The 22,189-nt window shown below is 70.1% G+C and carries 21 protein-coding genes; 8 read left to right on the top strand and 13 right to left on the bottom strand.

Features of this window, described 5'->3' with window-relative positions:
* Position 1: 1 nt before the first annotated feature.
* On the top strand, positions 2-1,186 hold the full coding sequence (locus IG54_RS0134100; RefSeq protein WP_030793906.1) for a dipeptidase: 1,185 nt from the start codon (positions 2-4) through the stop codon (positions 1,184-1,186).
* Between the two features lie 67 nt (positions 1,187-1,253).
* Here IG54_RS0134100 and IG54_RS0134095 read toward each other — a convergent pair whose 3' ends face one another.
* The 3 genes from IG54_RS0134095 to IG54_RS0134085 are packed head-to-tail and all read right to left on the bottom strand — an operon-like array spanning position 1,254 to position 2,858.
* Positions 1,254-2,102: a helix-turn-helix domain-containing protein gene (locus tag IG54_RS0134095; protein WP_030793904.1), complete on the bottom strand. Its 849-nt coding sequence runs from the start codon at positions 2,100-2,102 to the stop codon at positions 1,254-1,256.
* 14 nt (positions 2,103-2,116) lie between these two features.
* On the bottom strand, positions 2,117-2,632 hold the full coding sequence (locus IG54_RS0134090) for a DUF6879 family protein (protein WP_030793902.1): 516 nt from the start codon (positions 2,630-2,632) through the stop codon (positions 2,117-2,119).
* Positions 2,604-2,858 carry a hypothetical protein gene (locus IG54_RS0134085; RefSeq protein ID WP_030793900.1) on the bottom strand — a complete coding sequence of 85 codons (255 nt, stop codon included), beginning with the start codon at positions 2,856-2,858 and terminating at the stop codon, positions 2,604-2,606. The genes IG54_RS0134090 and IG54_RS0134085 overlap by 29 nt, the downstream gene beginning before the upstream one ends.
* Positions 2,859-3,170: 312 nt before the next feature.
* Between IG54_RS0134085 and IG54_RS0134080 the strand changes: the two genes are divergently transcribed.
* The gene (locus IG54_RS0134080) at positions 3,171-3,407 is read left to right on the top strand and encodes a hypothetical protein (protein WP_030793897.1); all 237 of its coding nucleotides are present in this window, start codon (positions 3,171-3,173) and stop codon (positions 3,405-3,407) included.
* A 93-nt stretch (positions 3,408-3,500) separates the two neighbouring features.
* Complete coding sequence (locus tag IG54_RS0134075) at positions 3,501-4,031, top strand: hypothetical protein (protein ID WP_234336451.1); 531 nt, start codon at positions 3,501-3,503, stop codon at positions 4,029-4,031.
* Positions 4,032-4,039: 8 nt separating this feature from the next.
* Here IG54_RS0134075 and IG54_RS0134070 read toward each other — a convergent pair whose 3' ends face one another.
* Entirely contained in the window at positions 4,040-5,197 is a 1,158-nt protein-coding gene (locus IG54_RS0134070; protein WP_030793891.1) for an acyl-CoA dehydrogenase, read from the bottom strand.
* 187 nt (positions 5,198-5,384) lie between these two features.
* Here IG54_RS0134070 and IG54_RS0134065 point away from each other — a divergent pair, with 187 nt between their 5' ends.
* Positions 5,385-6,728 carry a UDP-glucose dehydrogenase family protein gene (locus IG54_RS0134065; RefSeq protein ID WP_030793888.1) on the top strand — a complete coding sequence of 448 codons (1,344 nt, stop codon included), beginning with the start codon at positions 5,385-5,387 and terminating at the stop codon, positions 6,726-6,728.
* Between the two features lie 104 nt (positions 6,729-6,832).
* On the opposite strand, the gene IG54_RS0134060 is transcribed toward IG54_RS0134065, so the two are convergent.
* From IG54_RS0134060 to IG54_RS0134050, 3 genes are all read right to left on the bottom strand, one after another.
* Positions 6,833-7,729 (bottom strand): RNA polymerase sigma-70 factor, encoded by an 897-nt coding sequence (locus IG54_RS0134060; RefSeq protein ID WP_030793885.1) that lies wholly within the window; start codon positions 7,727-7,729, stop codon positions 6,833-6,835.
* A 77-nt stretch (positions 7,730-7,806) separates the two neighbouring features.
* Entirely contained in the window at positions 7,807-9,012 is a 1,206-nt protein-coding gene (locus tag IG54_RS0134055; protein ID WP_030793883.1) for an NAD(P)/FAD-dependent oxidoreductase, read from the bottom strand.
* Positions 9,013-9,144: 132 nt separating this feature from the next.
* Positions 9,145-9,699, bottom strand: a complete 555-nt coding sequence (locus IG54_RS0134050) for a CGNR zinc finger domain-containing protein (protein WP_037898266.1) — start codon at positions 9,697-9,699, stop codon at positions 9,145-9,147.
* A 91-nt stretch (positions 9,700-9,790) separates the two neighbouring features.
* Between IG54_RS0134050 and IG54_RS0134045 the strand changes: the two genes are divergently transcribed.
* Together IG54_RS0134045 and IG54_RS0134040 are read left to right on the top strand one after the other, a co-directional pair.
* Positions 9,791-10,153 (top strand): VOC family protein, encoded by a 363-nt coding sequence (locus IG54_RS0134045; RefSeq protein ID WP_030793878.1) that lies wholly within the window; start codon positions 9,791-9,793, stop codon positions 10,151-10,153.
* Between the two features lie 78 nt (positions 10,154-10,231).
* The gene (locus IG54_RS0134040) at positions 10,232-10,663 is read left to right on the top strand and encodes a VOC family protein (protein ID WP_051820319.1); all 432 of its coding nucleotides are present in this window, start codon (positions 10,232-10,234) and stop codon (positions 10,661-10,663) included.
* Positions 10,664-10,680: 17 nt separating this feature from the next.
* Here the strand turns inward: IG54_RS0134040 and IG54_RS0134035 are convergent, their stop codons facing one another.
* Together IG54_RS0134035 and IG54_RS0134030 are read right to left on the bottom strand one after the other, a co-directional pair.
* The gene (locus IG54_RS0134035; protein WP_030793874.1) at positions 10,681-11,892 is read right to left on the bottom strand and encodes a dipeptidase; all 1,212 of its coding nucleotides are present in this window, start codon (positions 11,890-11,892) and stop codon (positions 10,681-10,683) included.
* Between the two features lie 125 nt (positions 11,893-12,017).
* Positions 12,018-13,361 carry an LCP family protein gene (locus IG54_RS0134030; protein WP_078594841.1) on the bottom strand — a complete coding sequence of 448 codons (1,344 nt, stop codon included), beginning with the start codon at positions 13,359-13,361 and terminating at the stop codon, positions 12,018-12,020.
* 129 nt (positions 13,362-13,490) lie between these two features.
* Between IG54_RS0134030 and IG54_RS0134025 the strand changes: the two genes are divergently transcribed.
* Positions 13,491-14,033: an acyl-CoA thioesterase gene (locus IG54_RS0134025; protein ID WP_030793868.1), complete on the top strand. Its 543-nt coding sequence runs from the start codon at positions 13,491-13,493 to the stop codon at positions 14,031-14,033.
* A gap of 125 nt (positions 14,034-14,158) precedes the next feature.
* On the opposite strand, the gene IG54_RS0134020 is transcribed toward IG54_RS0134025, so the two are convergent.
* Positions 14,159-15,529 (bottom strand): LCP family protein, encoded by a 1,371-nt coding sequence (locus IG54_RS0134020; protein ID WP_030793865.1) that lies wholly within the window; start codon positions 15,527-15,529, stop codon positions 14,159-14,161.
* 265 nt (positions 15,530-15,794) lie between these two features.
* On the opposite strand from IG54_RS0134020, the gene IG54_RS0134015 reads away from it, so the two are divergent.
* Positions 15,795-16,832 carry a glycosyltransferase family 2 protein gene (locus IG54_RS0134015; RefSeq protein WP_030793862.1) on the top strand — a complete coding sequence of 346 codons (1,038 nt, stop codon included), beginning with the start codon at positions 15,795-15,797 and terminating at the stop codon, positions 16,830-16,832.
* 59 nt (positions 16,833-16,891) lie between these two features.
* Here the strand turns inward: IG54_RS0134015 and IG54_RS0134010 are convergent, their stop codons facing one another.
* The 3 genes from IG54_RS0134010 to IG54_RS0134000 form a co-directional block, all read right to left on the bottom strand.
* Complete coding sequence (locus tag IG54_RS0134010; protein WP_030793858.1) at positions 16,892-18,538, bottom strand: LCP family protein; 1,647 nt, start codon at positions 18,536-18,538, stop codon at positions 16,892-16,894.
* 99 nt (positions 18,539-18,637) lie between these two features.
* A complete protein-coding gene (locus IG54_RS0134005; protein ID WP_078594837.1) occupies positions 18,638-20,392 on the bottom strand; it encodes an LCP family protein in 1,755 nt (584 codons plus the stop codon).
* Positions 20,393-20,617: 225 nt separating this feature from the next.
* Positions 20,618-21,751 (bottom strand): LCP family protein, encoded by a 1,134-nt coding sequence (locus IG54_RS0134000; protein ID WP_420712311.1) that lies wholly within the window; start codon positions 21,749-21,751, stop codon positions 20,618-20,620.
* Between the last annotated feature and the right edge of the window lie 438 nt (positions 21,752-22,189).

The raw sequence follows: 22,189 nt of genomic DNA, 5'->3' as shown, positions 1-22,189 counted from the left end.
CATGACTTCCCTCGACGAAGCACGTGCTCTGCTCGCCGACTTCCCCGTCGTCGACGGCCACAACGACCTGCCGTGGGCCCTGCGGGAGAAGGCGGACTACGACCTCGACCGCCTCGACATCGCGGCGGACCGGACGGGCAGCCTGCACACGGACATCGCCCGGCTCCGGGCGGGCGGTGTCGGCGCGCAGTTCTGGTCGGTGTACGTGCGCACGGATCTGGCGGGCGACGCGGCGGTCAGCGCGACGCTCGAACAGATCGACTGCGTCGAGCGGTTGCTGGCGCGCCACCCGGCGGACCTGGCTCGCGCGCTGACCGCGGCGGACATGGAGAAGGCGCGCTCCGAGGGCCGTATTGCGTCCCTGATGGGCGCTGAGGGCGGTCATTCGATCAACAACTCCCTCGCCACGCTGCGGGCGTTGCACGCGCTGGGCGTGCGCTATATGACGCTCACGCACAACGACAACATCGCGTGGGCGGACTCGGCGACGGACGAGCCGGGCGTCGGCGGTCTGTCGCCCTTCGGCCACGAGGTCGTACGCGAGATGAACCGCACCGGCATGCTGGTCGACCTCTCCCACGTGGCGGCGACGACGATGCGGGCGGCACTGGCCACCTCGGTGGCCCCGGTAATCTTCTCGCACTCGTCGGCGCGGGCGGTGTGCGACCACCCGCGCAACATCCCCGACGACGTCCTGGCGAAGCTGCCCGCCAACGGCGGCGTGGCGATGGTGACGTTCGTACCGAAGTTCGTGCTCCAGGCGGCGGTCGACTGGACGGTGGCCGCCGACGAGAACATGCGCGCGCACGGCTTCCACCACCTCGACACGACGCCCGAGGCGATGCGGGTCCACGCGGCCTTCGAGGAGTCGACGCCCCGCCCCCACGCGACGGCGGCCACGGTCGCCGACCACCTCGACCACATGCGCGAGGTGGCGGGCATCGACCACATCGGCATCGGCGGCGACTACGACGGCACGGCGTTCACCCCGGACGGCCTGGAAGACGTGGCGGGCTACCCGAACCTCATCGCGGAACTGCTCGACCGCGGCTGGTCGAAGCCCGACCTGGCCAAGCTCACGTGGCAGAACGCGGTACGGGTACTGGGCGCGGCCGAGGCCGTGGCAAGGGACGTGCAGTCCCGCAGGGGCCCGTCCATCGCGACGCTGGCCCAACTGGACGGCTGAGGCGGCGGGCGCTCGCTCGCGGATACGCCGATGGGGCGCCGCCCGACCTGGGCGGCGCCCTCACTGCTCAGCCCAGGGATGCCACCGCGCCCGCGATGAGGGAGCGAGCCGCCGCTCCTCGTGCTGTCTGCTGAGAGAGACGTTCAAAGGCGCGGGCGTACATCTCGACCTGACTTGGCTGTGTGAGGGTGGAGGCGGCATCCAGCGTGTCAGCGTGCACCCTCTGGTCGTCGAAGATCGTGAAGGTCGGCATGGGCCAGATGACCCGCTGTTCCGAGAACGGGACGATGCCCACTGCGACATTCTGAAGTTCCATGACCCCGAGCAGGTGGCCAAGCTGCGCCGCCATGGTGTCGGCACCGCACAACCGGTATCGCAACACTGACTCCTCCAACACGAAGGAGAACCGGCGTCCGCCCTTGCGCAACACCTCGTTACGCCGTATCCGAGCTGCCACGGCGTCGCTCACGTCATCCGGTGTCGCACGGAAATCCGCGATGGAGGAAAGCAACACAGAGGCGTATCCCGGAGTCTGAAGGAATCCGGGAATCACGTCGGATACGTAGACGCGGAAGACCTTGGTTTGCTGGTACAGGTCGCCGGTGCTCTCTTGGAGTCTCCGGAGCCCCGTTCGCTGGAGCCGCTTCCATTCCACATGTGCTTCAGCAGACTGCCTGTTGGCCGCGATCAGGTCGGGGGCTTGTTCCTCAGCGGCGCAGGCTCGGCACCACGCTCGGATGTCGGCGTCGGACGGAGGCGTCTTGGCGTTCTCGATCCGGGACGACTTCGACTCCGACCAGCCGCACCTGACAGCCAGCTCACGCCCGCTGATCCCCGCGTCCTTCCGGATCTCACGCAGTCGGCCGGCCAAGGCTTCGCGGGCCTTCTGAACGCGTGAAGAGGGGTGCGAGGGCATGGAGCCGGCTTTCGTCAGACCTTGTACTGGTGATGCGGGATCGCTCGCTCCCAGACCGCTTCGAACGCGGCGGAGCACAGTTTCACGGCTTCCGGGTCGCCCGTGATCTCGTCCTCCACCACCGCGCCATCCCCCGAGAAGTGGTGCACCCGGAGCAGGGTGTCATCGAACAGCCAGAAGTCATTCCCCGGCAGGGCGATGGTCGTGGCCCGTCGCCGTGGCAGCCATCGCACTTGCTCACCTGCGGTGACGTTGGCGTGGGTGACGTAGTGCTCCCAGCGGATGTACTCCGATACCGGCTCGGAGATCACCCGCGCCCTTCGGATCACGACGCCTCTGGTCACAGCGTCAGCGATCATCTGGTCATAGGGGTGCCACCAGGACTCGCGATCCTCCCAACGGATCCGCTCACCACGCTTCCACGCCTCAAACCGGTCCGTGATGGCGTACGAGTCGCGCAGCTCCAGATGAACGGCGGACCGCTCGCACTGGCCAAGCAGCTCAGCGAAGCTGGGCACGCTCGACGACATCACATGCCTCCCTGATCATCGGAATCATCCGGGCCGGAATCCTGACGATGGCCTCGCTGTCGGGCACCGGACCATTCGCGGGACTGGTGCCCTGGCATTCCGCCTGCGTCTCCGGGGTCGGCTTCCACCCCTGCAACAAGATTTCCTGCGCTTCCTCGTCCGCCCACACAGTGGGGCAGTGGTCCCGGTCAGTGTCAGGGTCGATGCCGACGAACTTCGCAGCCATGGTTGGCTCCCTGGTCTAGGGGGCGGGGGCTTGCTCGGATTTGCACGAGCATCGCCGACCAGCAGAGACACCGTCAATACAGCTGCTGGCCACGCTTATTGCTGTGCAAGCTCATGCAAGTTTGTGGATAGGGTCTCGCCCGCCGAGAACGATGAGTACGTGCTGATACGCCGGGCGCGGGGCTCGGGTCCATCCGTCAACTGCCAACCGCTTCGGGCGGTCTGCTGGGGCCCGGGTGACTTGTACGTGTCGAAAACGGATCAGTACCGGCTCTCCGTCCGCCCTTGCACCGACCACACAGGAAGGCACACCATGCCCGAAAACGGAACCGACCTGTACAGCCTCCCCCTCGACGGCACCACGTTCTACAAGGCGTGCGGGGGCAACACGCATCCCGATGGTGAGGCCTGCGCCACGCTGGCGAAGATCGGCCCCGACGCGTGGGCGCTCGGCGACAGCAAGCGCGCCAGCGCGGAGCCGTTGCGCTTCACCACCGAGGAACTGGACGCGGCCGGTATCGATCCGGCCCGCTTCGGCCTGTCCGCCTGACGGCCATCCCTGAGAGCCCCCGGCCCGGGCTCACCCCCGAGGGGCAGGGCCGGTCGGGGGCTCCTCCTCTTCCTGCACTGGACGGGACGACAGTTGCACCACCACGGCTATCTGTGGACCGGCTCCAAGCAACGGTTCGATGACGAGGCGCTGAGGCGGCCTCCGCATCCTGATCCCCCTCCGGACGACAAGCCGGAGCTGTTGCAGCGATACAAGGAAGTGAAGGCGGAGTTCCCGACCGCGGACCTGCCGCCGCTGGAAACGGCGCACTGGCTGATCAAGCCGGAGAGGCTGGTCCAAGGCACCTGGGAGGAGCCGAAGGAAGCGGCGGAATGGCTCGGGGAACGGCTCGCCGAGTACGCGCCCCGGTTCGCCTCCGAGTCGGACCGCGACAGTACGCGGCTGGCGCTCCTGGTCAACTCCGCAGCTGATCGGCTGGGTTGGGGTGGAGACGTGTCCCACGGCTTCTACCTGGAGAGGCCCGCGTTTCTGTCTGTAGCCCTGGTGACGTGCTCCCCGAACCGTGCCGCACCGGACCTTGTCTGTCCGACTGTCTGTTTGCGAACGGCCCCCGGCAGAGTGCCGGGGGCCGTTACGTCTATGCAGGTGAGAGGCGGGCCGTGAAAACCCTGCTAGGGGAGGTTCCGCGCCATGACGATCCGCTGGACCTGGTTCGTGCCCTCGTAGATCTGCGTGATCTTCGCGTCGCGCATCATGCGCTCGACCGGGTAGTCACGGGTGTAGCCATAGCCGCCGAGGAGCTGGACGGCGTCCGTGGTGACCTCCATCGCGACGTCCGACGCGAAGCACTTCGCCGCCGCGCCCTGGAAGGTCAGGTCCTTGTCGCCGCGCTCCGACTTCGCCGCCGCCGCGTACGTCAGCTGGCGGGCGGCCTCGATCTTCATCGCCATGTCGGCGAGCATGAACTGCACGCCCTGGAAGTCGGCGATCGGCTTGCCGAACTGCTTGCGCTCCTGGACGTAGCCCTTGGCGTAGTCGAGGGCGCCCTGCGCGATGCCGAGGGCCTGGGCCGCGATGGTGATGCGGGTGTGGTCCAGGGTCTTCATGGCGGTCGCGAAGCCCGTGCCCTCCTCGCCGATCATGCGGTCGGCGGGGATGCGGACGTTGTCGAGGTAGACCTCGCGGGTGGGGGAGCCCTTGATGCCGAGCTTCTTCTCGGGGGCGCCGAAGGAGACGCCCTCGTCGGACTTCTCGACGACGAAGGCGCTGATGCCCTTCGACCGCTTGGTCGGGTCGGTGACGGCCATGACCGTGTAGTACTCGGAGACGCCCGCGTTGGTGATCCAGCGCTTCACGCCGTTGAGGACCCAGAAGTCGCCGTCGCGGACGGCCTTCGTCTTCATGCCGGCCGCGTCCGAGCCCGCGTCCGGCTCGCTCAGGCAGTACGAGAACATGCCCTCGCCCTGGGCGAGCGGCGTCATGTACTTCTTCTTCAGCTCCTCGGAGCCGGAGAGGATGACGGGCAGCGAGCCGAGCTTGTTCACGGCGGGGATGAGGGAGGAGCTGGCGCAGACGCGCGCCACCTCCTCGATCACGATGACGGTCGCCAGGGCGTCGGCGCCCGCGCCGCCGTAGCTCTCCGGAACGTGCACGGCGTGCAGGTCGTTCGCGACGAGCGCGTCGTGGGCCTCCTGCGGGAAGCGGGCCTCCTCGTCCACCTCGGCGGCGAACGGTCCGATCTTGGCCTCGGCCAGCGAGCGGATCGCGTCCCGGAGCATGTCGTGCTCCTCGGACGGGCGGTACAGGTCGAAATCAGCCGATCCGGCCAAGGTCTCTCACGCTCCAAGGATGCTAATTACCGTTAAGTAACCCAAATTTTAGTGCCGCCCCCGGTGCGGGGGATACGTGAGCTTGGCGACAGCGGCAATCGTGCCCGGTGAGAGGCCCCGACACGCCCGACTATGCTCGGTCAGCGCACCGTAGCGACAAGCCCTCGCAGACCCTCTGGAGCACCGCATGGCCCTCAAGATCACCGTGATCGGCACCGGCTATCTCGGCGCCACGCACGCCGCGGCCATGGCCGAACTCGGCTTCGAGGTCCTCGGTCTCGACGTCGTCCCCGAGAAGATCGACATGCTTCAGCGGGGCGAGGTCCCCATGTACGAGCCCGGCCTTGAGGAGCTGCTCCGCAAGCACGTCGCGGGCATCGAGGGCTCCAGCGGGCGGCTGCGCTTCACCATGGACTGGGCGGAGGTCGCCGAATTCGGCGACGTCCACTTCGTCTGCGTGAACACCCCGCAGAAGCACGGTGAGTACGCGTGCGACATGTCGTACGTCGACGCGGCCGTGGAGTCGCTGGCCAAGCACCTGAACAAGGCCGCCCTCGTCGTCGGCAAGTCCACCGTGCCGGTCGGCAGCGCGGACCGGCTCGCCGCCCGCATCCTGGAGCTGGCCCCCGCGGGCGGCGAGGTCGAACTGGCGTGGAACCCGGAGTTCCTCCGGGAGGGCTTCGCCGTCCAGGACACGCTGCACCCCGACCGGATCGTGGTCGGCGTACGCGGCGAGCGCGCCGAGAAGCTGCTGCGCGAGGTGTACGCGACGCCGGTCGCGGAGGGCTCGCCCTTCGTCGTCACGGACTTCCCCACGGCGGAACTGGTCAAGACCTCCGCCAACTCCTTCCTCGCCACGAAGATCTCCTTCATCAACGCCATGGCGGAGGTGTGCGAAGCCGCGGGCGGTGACGTCGTGAAGCTGGCGGAGGCGCTCGGGCACGACGACCGGATCGGCAAGAAGTTCCTGCGGGCCGGGATCGGCTTCGGCGGCGGCTGTCTGCCGAAGGACATCCGCGCCTTCATGGCGCGGGCCGGTGAACTCGGCGCGGACCAGGCGCTGACCTTCCTGCGCGAGATCGACTCCATCAACATGCGGCGGCGCGGCCAGATGGTCGAGATGGCGCGCGAGGCGCTGGGCGGCGGGTCCTTCCTCGGCAAGCGGGTCGCGGTGCTCGGCGCCACGTTCAAGCCGGACTCCGACGACGTCCGTGATTCCCCCGCCCTCAACGTCGCCGGGCAGATCCACCTCCAGGGCGGGCAGGTGACGGTCTACGACCCCAAGGGCATGGTGAACGCGCGCCGGCTCTTCCCCACGCTGGCGTACGCGGACACGGCACAGGACGCGGTACGCGGCGCGGACGTCGTACTGCACCTCACGGAGTGGCGCGAATTCCGCGAGCTGGACCCGGCGCGGCTCGCCTCCGTGGCGGCGGCGCCGGTCATCCTGGACGGCCGCAACGCGCTCGACCCCGAGGTGTGGCGGGCGGCGGGCTGGACCTACCGGGCGATGGGCAGGCCTGCGGCCTAGCAGGGGGTTCTGTTCCGCCTGCCTTGAGCGGTCGACCTGCGCTACCCCCTGGTCCGCCCGCTTCGCGGCGGGTGCTTCCCACCCACCCGCCCGTTTGCCCCGCGTTATCCCCGCGTCAGCCGCGTCTGCGACGCCACCCGCGACAGTTTCTCCGGGTTGCGTACGTAGTAGAGGCCAGTGATGCGCGCGTCCTCCACGCGCACCGCCAGGACGCCGTCGAGTTCGCCGTCCAGGCGTACGAGGAGCGCCGGAGCGCCGTTGACCAGGGTGGGCTCGGTGGTGACCACGGCCCCGACCCGGGCGCTACCGCCGAGGTAGAAGCGCGCCACCTTGTCGGCGCCCGCGATAGGCCGCAGCGCGGCCCGCTTGATGCCGCCGCCGTCGCTCACGAGGACGACCTCCGGTGCCAGTACGTCGAGGAGGCCCTGCATGTCCCTGGTGTCCAGCGCACGCTGGAACGCCTCGAGGGCCGCCTGGGCCCGGCGCGGGGAAACCTTCTGGCGCGGGCGGCGGGCGTCGACGTGCCGGCGGGCGCGGTGCGCGATCTGGCGGACCGCGGCCGGGCTCTTGTCGACGGCCGCCGCGATCTCCTCGTAGCCGATGTCGAACGCCTCGCGCAGCACGAAGACGGCGCGCTCGGTCGGCGACAGCGTTTCGAGGACGAGCATCATCGCCATCGACACGCTCTCCGCCAGCAGGACGTCCTCGGCCACGTCCGGCGCGGTGAGCAGCGGCTCGGGCAGCCACTGCCCGACGTACGCCTCCTTGCGGCGCTTCATGGTGCGCAGCCGGTTGAGCGCCTGTCGGGTCGTGATCCGGACCAGGTAGGCGCGCTCGTCGTCCACCTGCTGCTGATCGACCCCGACCCACCGCAGCCAGGTCTCCTGGAGGACGTCCTCCGCGTCGGCCGCCGAGCCGAGCATCTCGTAGGCGACGGTGAAGAGGAGGTTGCGGTGGGCGACGAATGTCTCGGTCGCGGGGTCGGCGGGGCGGTCGCTCATGTCTCGACGTCCTTTTCTTCGGCAGCCGTCTGATTCTTCGGCAGCCGTCTGATCTTGCCCCACCTGTCGGTGTCCGGTCAGGCCGTCCGCTCAGCGGGCTTCGATGCCTCGCGGTGTCCGGCCCGGAGCAGCTGGCGGCGCCTGGTGTCTCCCGGGACGCGGTGCAGGCGGTAGTTACCGGGCTTGCCCGCCTCGTCGGCCAGGTGCTTGAGGACGCCCTTGCACACGGCCTCCTTGACCTTCGCGCCGAGGCCGCCGTCGATGTGGAACCCCACCGCCACGTCGGACCTGTTGGCGAACTGGAAGATGCCGTCGTTGCGGCCCAGGCTGATGCACTGGGCGACGAGCGACTGCTTGAGGTCCGCGGGCCGCTCACCCGCGATCCGGCTGAGCACCGTGTCGGCGGCCCGCGCGCCCAGCGGCATCGCGGCCTGGCAGCTCATCCGCAGCGGCAGGCCCGAGGGCGCCGCCGAATCCCCGGCCGCTACGACGCGCTCGTCGTCCACGCTGGTCAGCGTCTCGTCCGTCAGCAGGCGGCCCAGGGCGTCGGTGCTCAGCCCGCTGCGGGCGGCCAGGTCCGGCACGCCGAAACCGACGGTCCAGACGGTGACGCGGCTCGGCAGCTCGCGGCCGTCGGCGAGCCGTACGGCGTCGCGGGTCACCGCCGTCACCTTCGTACCGGAACCGTCGAGCACGGTCACCCCGAGCCGCGCCAGCCGCGTGGCCACCGACCGGCGGCCCTTGGTGTGCAGGTACGGGCCGAGTACGCCGCCGCAGACCAGGGTCACGGCGCGGCCCGCCTCCGCCAGCTCGGCGGCGGTCTCGATGCCGGTCGGACCGGCTCCTACGACCGTCACCGGGGCCGTCGCGGGCGCGTTGTCGAGCACCGGCCGCAGCCGCTCCGCCTCCTCCAGGTCCGCGAGGGGGTGGGCGAACTCGGCGGCTCCGGGCACGCCGGGGTCCGCGCTGCCGCTGCCCACCGCGTAGATCAGGTAGTCGTAGCCGACCGTGCCGCCCGAGGCCAGCTCCACGCTGCGGCCCGCCGGGTCGATCCGCGCCACGGAGTCGACGGTCAGCCGGACACGCTCGCTCAGGACCTCGCGGAAGCCGACGACCGCGTCGCCGGTCCCGCCCACCAGCTGGTGCAGGCGGATCCGGTGGACGAAGTCGGGGCGCGCGTTGATCAGCGTCACGGTCACGTCGTCGCGCAGCGTCAGACGATTGGCCGCCATCACGCCGGCGTAACCGCCGCCGATCACGACCACATCGGTGTTCTCAGCCATGGTGTCTCCTCCGCTTGGAGTCCGCTTGAAGTCCGTCCGAAGCCCCCTCGAAGGGGATTCGGCATCAAGACACCGGGCGCCTCACCGCTGTGACAGTTTGTGGCGCAGGTCACTTTTGGGGCGGGCGGATCCCTAGTCGGGGCGGGCGGATCCCTGGGCGGGCCTGTCCGGCGGAGGCGACGCCGACTTCCGCGCGCGGTACGCCCGCATCTTGGCGCGGGCCCCGCACACCCCCATGTCGCACCACCGGCCGCGCCCGGCCGGGCTGCGGTCGTAGTAGGCCCAGCGGCAGGTCACCGCCTCGCACGCCTTGAGTCGCAGCCACGTACCGGAGACGAGCGCCTCGGCGATCGCCGAGGCCACCCGCGCGGTGAGCGCCGAACCGTCCGCGGGGGCGAGCGACGCCGCGCCGGACGCGCCGTCCACCTTCACCAACAGCGGCCCCGCCGCGAGGAGTTCGCTCAGCTCCCGCACCGGGGCGTGTGCCGGGTGCCCGGCGTGCGCGAGGCAGGCCGCCCGCAGGGACTCCCGCAGCTCACGCGCCGCGGCCACGTCGCCCGGGGCGAGACCGAAGGCGCTTCGCCCCTCCTCGGTGTCCAGGCGGTCGGCGCCCGACTCCAGATCCAGTGAGTTCACCAGCTCCTGGATCAGCGCGAGCCCTCCCGGCGCGGGTGCTCTGTCGTTCATGGTTGCGACGTTACCCCTTCTGGGGGAGTATGAAGTAACCGTTACCGTCTGAAGTCTTCATGCGGTAATCCGTAGCGGACCTGGAGGAAACATGGCCTTCGCCAAGCTCGGTGCCGTCGTCCTGGACTGCCCCGACCCGCTTGCCCTCGCGGAGTTCTACGCCGCGATCATCGGCGGCACCCCCACCCCCGCCGACGAGGGCTGGGTCGACCTCGCGGGCCACGGCGGCCCGCCGCTGGCCTTCCAGGAGGCCCCCGGGTTCGTACCGCCGAAGTGGCCCGCGCCCGACGGGTCGCAACAGTTCCACCTGGATCTCACAGTGGAAGACATGGACGCCGCGGAGAAGCAGGCCCTGGCGCTCGGCGCCACGGTCCTGGACGCCACGGACCGCGACCGCAACTGGCGGGTTTACGCCGATCCGGCGGGGCACCCGTTCTGCCTCTGTGCCTGCTGAGACGGATCCGCACTGCTGAGCAGGATCAGCGCTGCTGAGCCAGGGCCGCACTGCTGAGAAGGACGAGAAGGAGGAGTCATGACCGACCGCAACGACGCCGCTCCCACCGCCCCCACCACTCCCACCGCCCCCATCGCACACCTGCACAACGTCGTCTTCGACTGCCCGGACCCCCGCGCACTCGCGGAGTTCTACGCCGCGGTCATCGGCGGCACCATCGAGGGCGACGGCGACTGGGTCGACCTGGTGGCCCCCGGCCGCGTCAAGGTCTCCTTCCAGCGGGTGCCCGACCTGCGTCCGCCCGAGTGGCCGCGCGGCGACCTCAACGCCCAGCAGGTCCACCTGGACCTCGACGCCGGCCGCACCGACGAGGAGATCGACGCCGCCCAGGAGAAGGTGCTCGCACTCGGCGCGCGCCCCCTCGACCTGGACGACGACGGGGGCAAGCGCGACTTCCGCGTGTACGCCGACCCGGTCGGGCACCCGTTCTGCCTCTGCAAGATCCCCTGACCGAAGGCGGCCGAGGGTCAGCCGTCCAGGTGCTCTATGGTCGCCGTCGACGCCGTCCTGCGCTCCCGCGCGGCCCGTGCCGTGAAGTCGGCGCCGCGCAGGGCGCGTTGGACGTTGCCCCAGGTGAGCAGCGCCAAGTCGGCCTCGGACCAGTCGCGTTCGATGAGTTCGGCGATCAGCCGCGGATAGCAGGACGTGTCGACGAGCCCTTCCGGGTGCACGTCAGGGGTGTCGTACGTCCCCGAGAGGCCGACGCACTCCGGCCCCGCGACGCGGCGCACATGCTCGACGTGGTCCGCCACATCGCGCACCGACGGACCGGTCCGCTCCGCGGCCAGCGGCACCATGCACAGGCCCTTGGCGGCACCCACCTCGCCGAGCACCTCGTCCGAGAGGTTGTCCGGGTGGTCGTGCACGGCGCGCGCCCCGGAGCGGGTGAAGATCACCGGCGCCTTGGAGATGGCGAGCACTCGTCGCACCGTCGCCTCGGAGGCGCCGGACAGGTCCGCGAGGATGCCGAGCCGGTTCATCTCCCGCACGACCTCCTCGCCGAACGCGCTCAGCCCGGCCGAACCCGCCCAGGACGTGCCGCAGAGGGTGACCGCGCACACGCCCAGGCTGTGCAGCGCGCGCAGCGTGCCGAGCGAGTCGCCGAGCGCGGCGCCGCGGGCGGGGCCGATCAGGGTGGCGATGCGGCCGCAGTTGCGGGCGTCGGTGGCCTCCGAGGCGTCACGGGCCAGCCGCAGCCCCTCGGAGTGGGCGCCGACGACGTGCTTGACGAGGTCGATCTGTTCCAGGGTCGCCCGTACGACCCGGTCGGCGCTGAGCCACTCGGGCACGTGTACGGACCAGAACTGCGCCCCGACCCGCCCCGCGCGCAGCCTCGGCAGGTCGCTCTCCAGGCCGCTGTCGCCCGTCTCGAAGTCGTACCAGGGCAGGTCGCGCAGCGCTCCCGGCAGACCGCTGTACCCGTCGGCGACGGGATGCGCGGCGAGCACGGCACGGGCCCGCGCGAGCGGGTCGTCGTCGGCCAGTACCGAGGCGGGACCCGACTCAAGCTCCGAGTCGGGACCCGACTCAAGCTCCGACGCGGGATCGGACTGGGCGTCGGGGGCGAGCCCGACCCCCCGTTCATTGACCGGCTCGGCATGCGGATCGGGCGGGGCGGGGGGCTGATCGAGCTTCCCCGCTTCGGCGGTGGCGTTGATCTCGTCCTGTAGGTCTGCCATGGCAGGGCTCCGGACATCGGCGGTGGCGGCAGTTCGCACCACCGTGGCATGCCGGAGCCGTGGGTTCGCGTCAGGCGGGCCGTTCGGGGTACGGCGATGCGCCGCACGCCCTCCCAGGGGCCCGCTCAGCCGCCCTCGACCGTCACCTTCTCGTCGCTGTTGAGCTGCTTGACGAGCTGCTTGACCTTGGCCTTGTCCCACAGGACGTTGCCGCCCGCCATACCGGCGATCGGGACGTTCATGGACTTGCCGTCGCCGCCCGTGACGCCCTTCATCGCCCAGAACATGGACGCCACGTCCGTCAGGCCCATGTCCTTGTCGACGACCAGGGTGTCCAGGCCCGCGCCCATCGTCGGGTAGAGCTTGAACGGGTTCATGACCGTGCCGGGCGTCGCCGCCTGGTTGGCGAGGGACGCGAGGAACTTCTGCTGGTTCTTCGTGCGGTCCAGGTCGCTGCTGAACGCGTGCCGGGTGCGGACGAAGGCGAGGGCGTCCTGCCCGTCGAGCGTCTGCTTGCCGGCCTTGAAGTCGGCGCCCGAGTACTTGTCCTTGAAGGCCTTGGGGATGTCCATCTCCACGCCGCCGACCGCGTCCACGATCTTCGCGAAGCCGCCGAAGCCGATCTCGGCGTAGTGGTCGATGCGCAGGCCGGTGTTGTACTCGACGGTCCGCACGAGCAGCTCGGGGCCGTCCTCCGCGTACGCGGCGTTCAGCTTCACCTGGCGGCCCTGGTTCGGGTAGAGCTTGCCGGACTCGGCGCCCTTGAAGGACGGGATCGTCACGTTCGAGTCGCGGGGCAGCGAGATCATCGTGTTCCCGCCGTCGTCCGCGACGTGCAGGATCATCATCGAGTCGGTGCGCTTGCCCTCGGCGGAGCCCGTGTGGAGCTTCTTCTTCTCCTCGTCGGACATGCCCTCGCGGCTGTCCGAGCCGACGATCAGGTAGTTCGTGCCCGCGCCGCCCTCGGGCCGCTCGATGACCTTGGAAAGGTCGACCTCGCGCTTGAGCTTGCCGTCCGCCCAGAAGTACGTCGCCACCGTCGTCACGAGCAGCACGCTCACCAGGGTGATCGAGCCGATCTTGATGCGGCGCCGCCAGTCCGGCGCGGGGCGTCCGGCGCGCGGCGGCCGGCCCGCGCCGCCCTGGCCGCCACCGCCGGCGGGCTGGCCGTAGACCTGGCCGGTGTTGTAGCCGCTGTCGTAGCTCTGGCCGTACGCGTCCCGGCGCGGGGTGCGCGGCTCGAAGACCTCGTCGCGGGCGTCGCCGTACGGCTGCCCGTTCCCGTAGCCCTCGTCGTACCCGTCGTCGTACGAAGGCTGCTGCGGGACGTTGCCCGGCGGCGGTCCCGCGGGGCGGGCGGGCCCCCCGCGCTGGACGTGCCGCATCACGCGGGCGCCGTCGGGCTGGGAGTCCCCGCTGCCGCGGCCGTAACCACGGCCGCCCGCCTGATCGTCTGGCCAATCGCTCATGTGGCCCAGTGTGCTATGCCGGACGGGGCGGCATACAGGGCGGTCGGGAATTCGGGCCAGGGCTGTTGCAGAGCTGATGCAAAACGGCCGGGGAGGGCTCGCTCAAAGGTCCGACATAAGGTGGAGGGCATGACAGATCACGCCCCCATAGGGACCGGGAACGAGCTTCCCGGCAAGCCGACCGCGGCCTCGCGCACCACGTTGAGCACCATCATGACCGCGGGTGACACCAACCTTCTCGGGACGGTGCACGGCGGTGTGGTCATGAAGCTGGTGGACGACGCGGCCGGGGCCGTGGCGGGGCGGCACTCGGGCGGTCCTGCGGTCACGGCGTCCATGGACGAGATGGTGTTCCTGGAGCCGGTCCGCGTCGGCGATCTCGTGCACGTGCACGCGCAGTGCAACTGGACGGGCCGTACGTCCATGGAGATCGGCGTCCGCGTGATGGCCGAGCGCTGGAACGAGTCGACGCCCGCCCAGCAGGTCGGCTCGGCCTACCTCGTCTTCGCGGCCGTCGACGCGGACGGCAAGCCGCGCACGGTCCCGCCGGTCATCCCGGACTCGGAACGGAACGAGCGGCGGTTCAAGGAAGCGCAGATCCGCCGTACGCATCGACTGGCCCGGCGCCGAGCCATCAAGGAGCTGCGGGCGCAGCAGCCGAGCGAGGACTGAGGGCTCAGAGCTGAGGGCTGAGGGCTGGCGGCTGAGGGCTGACGCGGCGGGTCTGTCGAGCACGGGCGAACAGGCGCCCGCATCCGTGCGGGCGCCTGATCGGGATCGCGGCCGGAGTCCGGCCGCTACGGACAGACCACCTGGTCCCCCGTAACCGCTCCGAACTCCCCTTGCAGCTCGTCCTCCGCCCGCACCGGCCGCACCGCCTTGAAGTCTGCCCCCGCGACGACCTTCAGCGTCGGCCCGAGCCGGTCGACCTTGCGCATCTCGCAGCCCGGCAGGGCCGTCGCGAGGGAGGTCGCGGAGCGGTCCCAGCGCGGGTCGTAGGCGACGACGGTCCGGGGCGCCGGGGCCCGCTGGGCGTTCGGCACGTCCGTCGGCAGCCCCGTCGTGCGGAACCCGGTGGCCCGCAGCTCCGCGTCCACGCGCTTGCCGAGCCCCGGCGCCCCCGTGCCGTTCTCCACCTGCACCCGGATCTGCTGCGGCGACACGTCCACCAGCGTGTACTTGGACTTGACGCGGTGCGACGCCAGCGGCCGGTCCTCGCGCAGGGCCTTGAAGAGCTTCGCGGACTTCTCCGGATGCCACTTCAACGTCGAGCCGATGCCCGGCAGGACCTGGCCCGTCTCGCTCAGCGGCACGGTCGTGAACTCCGACGACGACGGCGAGAAGCCCCGCATCGCCCGCCCGAGGTCCAGCATGTCGCTCGTCCCGAAACCCTTGTCCGCCCGGACCGAGCCGAGCAGCGTCAGCGTCACATCGCGGAACTTGACCGGGTTCAGCAGGACTCCACTGCTGGTCGCCTTCGCGATGAGCGCCGCGAGGAACCGCTGCTGGCGCTGCATCCGGCCGAGGTCGGACGCCCCGTCGACGTACCGCGAACGTACGTACTGAAGCGCCTCGCCGCCGTTCATGGCGTGCGTGCCGACCGCCAGGTTGAGGCCCGTGTGCGAGTCCCTCAGCGGCTTGGCCGTGCAGATCTCGACGCCGCCGAGCACGTCGACGGTCTTGATGAAGCTGGTGAAGTCGACCTCCAGATAGTGGTCGATCTTGACCTTCGTCATGTGCTCGACGGTCCGGACCGTGAGGTTCGGCCCGCCCTCCGCGTACGCCGCGTTGATCTTGTTGGGGTGCGCCCGGTGCTGCTTGCCGCTGGTCTGGTCGGTGTGCGCGGGCAGATCGGCGTACGAGTCCCGCGGCAGGCTCACGACGCTGGCGCGGTCCCTGTCCTCCGAGATGTGCACGATCATGATCGTGTCCGTGCAGTGGCAGGGCGCGCCGCCGAGGCGGTACTTCTGCTTGTCCTCGGGGGTGATCTTGTCGCGGCCGTCGGTGCCGACGAGCAGGACGTTCATGCCGTTGCCCGACGCCGGCCGGTTCTTCATGTCCTTGAAGGCGTCGACCCGCTTGATACCGGTGTCGAGGCTGGTCACCACGGTGTGCCCGATCCCGGCCGCCGCGAGCACCGTCACGGAGCACGTGATCGCCAACCGCATCGCCCAGCGCGGCCGCCGCTTGCCCCGCCCTGCGGACCGGCGTGCGGGCGGCCTGCGGCCCTGCGGGTGCGGGCGGCGCGGCGGGGGCGCGGGGTAGCGGGGCGGTGTGGGCACGTGGGGGACACCTCCGCGGAGACGGGCTGTGGCTGGGGGTGGGCGGCGGCCTGGGGGACCCGAGAAACGTAAGCCCATACGAAATGCGGCCCGGGGTAGCGACCCGGACGGCGCGCGCCCGTGTCCCCCATTCGCGGTAACGTGACGCGTGATGAACGCGAAGTCTGAGGCGCAGCCGCCCGCCGTATCCGTGATCATGCCCGTCCTCAACGAGGAGCGGCATCTGCGCGAGGCCGTCCACGCGATCCTGCGTCAGGAGTACGCGGGTGAGATGGAGGTCGTCGTCGCACTCGGCCCCTCCACCGACCGCACGGACGAGATCGCCGCGGAGCTGGTCAGGGAAGACCCGAGGGTGCACACGGTCCCGAACCCGACGGGACGCACGCCGGCGGCGCTGAACGCCGCGATCAAGGCCTCCCGTCACCCGATCGTGGTCCGCGTGGACGGCCACGCCGCGCTCTCCCCGGGCTACATCACCACCGCGGTCCGCCTCCTGGAGGAGACCGGCGCGATGAACGTGGGCGGCATCATGCACGCCGAGGGCCAGAACGACTGGGAGCACGCGGTCGCCGCCGCCATGACGTCGAAGATCGGCGTCGGCAACGCCGCCTTCCACACCGGCGGCGAGGCCCAGCAGGCCGAGACGGTCTATCTCGGCGTCTTCCGCCGCGAGGCCCTGGAGCAGCAGGGCGGCTACAACGAAGAGTTCATCCGCGCCCAGGACTGGGAGCTGAACTTCCGCATCCGTGAGGCCGGCGGCCTGATCTGGTTCTCGCCCGATCTGCTGGTCTCCTACCGCCCGCGGCCGAGCGTGAAGGCGCTCGCCAAGCAGTACAAGGACTACGGCCGCTGGCGCCACGTCGTCGCCCGCTACCACGCGGGCTCCATCAACCTCCGCTACCTCGCGCCGCCGACCGCGCTCTGCGCGATCGCGGCCGGCGTCGTGGTCGGCGCGGCGCTCACGCCGTGGGGCTTCGTGATCCCCGGCGGCTATCTCGCGGCCATCGCGGCCGGGTCCGTCCCCGCGGGCAAGGGCCTGCCGCTGAAGGCACGCCTCCAGATCCCGGTGGCGCTGGCGACCATGCACATGTCGTGGGGCTGGGGCTTCCTCACCAGCCCGCGCTCGCTGGCCAGGAAGGTCATCGCCTCGCGCCGCCCGGCGGTCCTCGGGGAGACCCAGCAGGCCTGAAGCACGCCCGAACGGCCCCCTCGCGCGTGCGGGGGGCCGCCCTCGGGGGGCCGGCGGGGCTACCAGGTGAAGTCCGGGTCCACCTTCATGCAGGCCTTCTTGTCGGAGCCGCTGAGCGCGTCCGCCGAGTCCGGCGTCCTGTCGTCCTTCTTCGACGGCTTCGGCGGGGCGTCGCCCTCGCGCCAGTCGGCGCCGACGACGAGCGTCACCCCGGAGACGTCCGTGGACTTCTTCACGGAACTGAGCGGCAGCTTCAGCGCCTTGGCGATCCGCTGGGCATCGCCCTCAAGCTCGGCGCTCGGATAGCGGATGACGGTCTTGCCCTCGGTGAGCACCGTCGTCGTGTCCGCCGTCGCCTTCGCGAAGCCCTTGCCGGTGAGGAGCTGCGCCACCGTGTTGGCCCGGCCGGAGGTCGGGGGTTCCGTGGCGGTCCGCGTGCCGTTCTGGACCTGGACAGCGATCTGGTCGTCGGCGGCCGCCGGATCGTCGGAGAGCTTCTCCTTGGCGGGCTTCTTCCTGCCCTTTCCGTCCAGCGGGATGTCGTCGCGTACGAGGCGGAAGAGCTGCTCGGCGTCGCCGGGCTTGGGGACGACGCGGGCGCCCACGTACTCGAACGGCATGGTCGTCATCGTCGTACGGCTCGGCGGGACCTTCTTCAGCTCGTTGCCCAGGTCGTACAGCTTCTTGATGGTGCCGAGGCCGTCGTCGACCTTCAGCGCCTCCGTCGCCTCCTCGGCGAGCTTGCGCAGCTGGTTGGGGCTGGTCAGGCCGGTGTTCTCGCGGAGCTTGCGGACCAGCGCGTTCATATACATGTGCTGCGCCTTGGCGCGGCTGATGTCGGTGCCGCCCTCGAAGCCGTAGCGGGTGCGCAGCCACTGGAGGGCCTGCTCGCCCTTGACCTCCGTGGTGCCCTTCTTCAGCTTCAGGCCCGAGCCGTGGCCCTGGCTGTCGCGCGAGTGGATGTTCTTGTCCACGCAGACCGGTACGCCGCCGATGGCGTCCGCCATGGAGACCACACCCGAGAAGTCGACCATCATGAAGTGGTTGATGTGGATGTTGGTGAGCTTCTCCCAGGTCGCGACCGTGCAGCCGGGGCCGCCGCGGCCCAGGGACTCGTTCGTCATGAACCGCGGGCCGGTCTCGGGGTAGACCTTGCCGTCGTCCGGATCGGTGCACTTGGGGATCTGGAGCAGCGTGTCGCGCGGCATGCTGACGACCGACATGTTGGAGCGGTCGGCCGAGAGGTGCAAGAGCATCTGGACGTCCGCGAGCGGCGGCGAGCCGAAGGTGTTCTTGGCGCCGCCGAGCTTCTGGTTCTCCTTGGAGTCCCGCGCGTCCGACCCGATGAGCAGGATGTTCAGCGGCGTCTGTCCCGCGGCGTTGGGCGTGGGCTCGGGGGCCCGGTGCTCGCCGAGGTTCAGGTCGTCCGTCTCCAGATTGCCGTTGAGGTGCTGGTAGTACAGGTATCCGGCGCCGGCCGTGCCAAGTATCAGTACGGACAGGATCGTCGCCGACCAGCGCAGGACGCGGCGCTTGCGGCGCGGCGGCCGTCCGCCACCGCCGCCCGAGCCGCGCTTGCGCCGGTGGCCGGGGGGCCGTCTGCCCTGGCGCGGGCCGTCGTCGTGCGAGCCGTCGTCCCAGCCGCGATCACTTGCGTGCGGGGCGCGTTGTCGCGCCCCCTCCTTACGCACGCTGTTCTGCCTCATCCCCAGCCCCTCCCCGCCCATTCCCGAACCGCGGCCGCTCCGCGACGCCTTGGAGTCCTGCCCTTGGCGCATTGTTAGACGCAGAACGACCGCTTCAGGTCACTTGGCACACACAGTCTTGTCGGCTTCGACCTTCTGGATCCCCTCCGGCGCCTTCTTCGGCGGGGCGATGGGCACCCCCGCGCCCTCGAAGTCGCCGCCGAGCGTCAGCTTCATGGCAGGGAGTCCCTGTGCGTTCTTCTCGCTCTTGCCCGGTTTCAGGGCGGAGGCGGGCAGCCCCATGATGTCGGCGAGCCGACGGGCCTGGTCCGCCTGGGCCGGTCCGTACTCCAGCGTCGTCTTCTTGATGACCGAGGGCGCGTTCCCCAGCTGGGTGGACTTGAGCACGCCCTCATTGTTCTGTAGCCACGTGAGAGTTGCCTGAGCGGCGCCGGTCTTGCCACTGCCGTTGTAGATGTCGACCCGCACCTCGGAGGCGTCGGCCTTGGGTCCCTTGAGGCGGGCGGCCACCGCGGCCTTCTCCCGCTTCTGCTTCTTCTTCACCTCGGTCAGCGACTGATCGGCGCGCAGCATCGCGAAGAGCGGGTCCGCCTTGGGCGGGTCGGGCACGACCGTGACGGGGGTCTTCTCGGCGGGGTTGTCCTTGACCGGCAGCGTGGCGAAGCTCAGGTTCTTCATGTCGAGCTTGCCCAGCTCCATGCCGAGGTCACGGAGCTTCATGATGTTCCCGATCGTGCTGTCGACGGTGAGCGCCTTGGTGCCGGCCTCCGCCAGGGAGAACATCTTCGTCGGGTTGGTGAGGGTGTCGCTCGACTTCAGCTTGCGCATCAGCGCGCTGAGGAACTGCTGCTGGAGCGCGATGCGGCTCAAGTCGCCGCCGTTGCCCACCGTGTGCCGGGTGCGGACGAACGCGAGCGCCTTCTCGCCCTCGATCGTGTGCGTGCCCTTGGACAGCTTCAGATGGGACTTGGGGTCGTCGATGTCCTTGGCGAGGCAGACCTCCACCCCGCCGACCGCGCTGGACAGCGTCTTGACCGCGTTGAAGTCGGCCACCATGAAGTGGTCGAGCTTTATCCCGGTGATCTTCGTGACCGTGCGCATCGTGCAGCTCGGCGTCCGCTCGTTCTGGCCGAGGCTTTCGTTGAAGCGGACGTTCGTCGAGCCCGGGATGGTCTTCTTGTTGCCGTCCTTCATGGTGGTGGGGCAGTCCGGAATGTCCGTGATCATGTCGCGCGGGATGCTCAACGCCGTCGCGTTCGTACGGTCCTTGGAGACGTGCAGCAGGATCGTGGTGTCCGCGTGGCCGAGGCTGCCCTCGTCGCCGTACCCCTTGTTGCCGCTGCCGCTGCGCTTGTCGGTGCCGACCACCAGGATGTTGATGGCCCGGTCCTTGCTGAAGCCGCCGGTGCCCGCGCCGTCGTCGTTGATCGACGTGATGTTGTCGTTGAGGTGCTGGTAGTAGAGATAGCCACCGACGCAGCCCGTGACCAGCAGGAACGCCAGCGAGCCGCCGGTCCACACCAGGATCTTCTTGCCCTTGGACTTCTTCGGCCGCTGCTTGCGCCTGCCACCGCCGGCGGCAGGCTCCGGCTCCTTGACGCGGCGCCTGCGCTGCCCGGGCACCTCGCGGCGCTCGTCGCGCTCGCCCTGGCGCGGGCGTTCGCGGTCGCGGCCCGGCGCGGGGCGGCCTCGCCCGCCCTGACGGGGAGCTGCCCTACGGGGTCCCGGCACGGTCGACTGTCCTTGCCCTGCGGAGGGGCTCAGTCGCAGTTCGTAGTCACCGGTGTCCGGGTTGAGCACCCACTGGTCTGCGGGATCGATGTTCTCCGCCCGCCCACGGCCTTGCGCGTCCACGGTTGTTTGCGTCCTCCGTCGGGGCCACGCGGCGCCTTACCCCCTCAAGAAGGCGCTCGGTCAGTCGTTCCAGCGGTGCGTGGCCGAGAGGGCCCGGCGCACCGGATCGCTCACACTATCCGCCCAGTTCAGCGCCGGACGACGCCGGTGACAAATTCCACTCCCCTACAACTGGGCAATCCGCCCTATTTCTTAGTCGAGAGCGGCCTTGCCTTGAAGATCGTTTTACTCGCAGGCGGTCTCCGCCGCCGTGTTGCCCCGGAATGTCGGCGCGGGTGACGGCGTATGCGAGGGGTCGTCCGGTTTCTCGTCGCTGCTCGCCTGTTCCTGGCTCGGCGCCGGTTTTTGGGGCTTCTCCGGGACCACCGCGACGGGGCTGTCGGTGCGAAGGCGCGTGAAGAGCTGCTCCGCCGCCGGTTCGACCAGCTCGTCGCGGTTGGCGTCGTAGGTGTACGACTGCCGGGGGACGGTGAGGAACTGCACCCGTTCCGTGGGGATATTGCGCATGCCGCGCACCAGTTCGTACAGCCCGCGCAGGCTCGCGATGGCGGGGTCGGTCGTCAGTGAGGACGTCGCCGCGTCCAGTACGGGGTAGAGCTTCGCCGGATTCAGCAGGACGTCATTGCTCTGCACCTTGTTGACGAGCGCGCCGAGGAACTCCTGCTGGCGGTCCATCCGCTCGGTATCGCTGCCGTTGCCGAGGCTCTTGCGGGCGCGTACGTAACCGAGTGCCTGTTCGCCGTCGAGGGTCCGCAGCCCGGGGGCGAGCCGTACGTGGGCGTCGTCGTCGTCGATCGGGGCCTTGAGGCACACCTCCACCCCGTCGACCGCGTCGACCATGTCCTTGAACCCCGCGAAGTCCACGACCATGTGGTGGTCGACGCGGATTCCGGTGAGTTTCTCGACGGTACGGATCGTGCAGGCCGTCCCGCCGAATTCGAACGCCCAGTTGAACTGTGCGAATTGGGCCCGCGTCCGCGAGCCGTCCGGCCTGCGGCAGCCGGGAATGTCCACCATCAGGTCACGGGGGATCGACACGGCGGTCGCGCTCTGCCGGTCGGCGGCCAGGTGCAGCAGGATCGTGGTGTCCGAGCGTTGGGTGCCGGGGTCCCTGCCGTACTTGCGGTTGGCCGGTCCCGCGCGGGTGTCGGAGCCGATGAGCAGGATGTTCTGCGCGTCGTGCACCAGCGGGGTGGGCCGCTCCTTCTCGTAGCGCGCGAGTTCGGCGGCGGCGTCGGTGTCCTTGGTGATGTTGCCGCTGAGCTTCTGGTACGCGGCCCATCCCGCGCCGCCCGCGGCGAGCACCACCACGGCGATCCCGATCGCCAGCCCGCGCAACCACCGCCGCCTGCGACGCACGGCACCCACCCCACTGGGGCTCGCGCCCACCCCGGGCCCGTACGCACCCTTCGGCCCCGGATCCTCATCCGGCCCGGAAGGCGCCCCAGCGGTCTCGGTCACGTGAGCGTCCACCCCTCATGGCTGCGTCGGTGCGTTTCCTACGTCCCTTACGACCATGGCCCGCCCCGCCACGAGGGGCCTCTGGACCAGCGCCACACGTAGGCCAAACGGGCGACGTATCCCTAGGGGACGGACCCGCACGCGACGTGCGGCCGGGGAAGCGCGCCGCAAGGGGCGCGGGGAACTGCGCGCCAAGCCACGACGGAGCCGCACGCGATGTACGGCCGCGGGAAGCGCCCCGCAGGGGCGCGGGGAACTGCGCGCCAAGCCACAACGCACCCGCACGCGACGCGCGACCGCGAGGGAACAAGCCACAAACGACCCCGCCCCCCCCCA

It is taken from the genome of Streptomyces sp. NRRL S-920 (assembly GCF_000717945.1).
GTDB classification, from domain to species: Bacteria; Actinomycetota; Actinomycetes; order Streptomycetales; family Streptomycetaceae; genus Streptomyces; species Streptomyces alboniger.
Note: the sequence above shows the minus strand (reverse complement) of the source record. Positions and strands in the feature narration are given on the sequence as shown.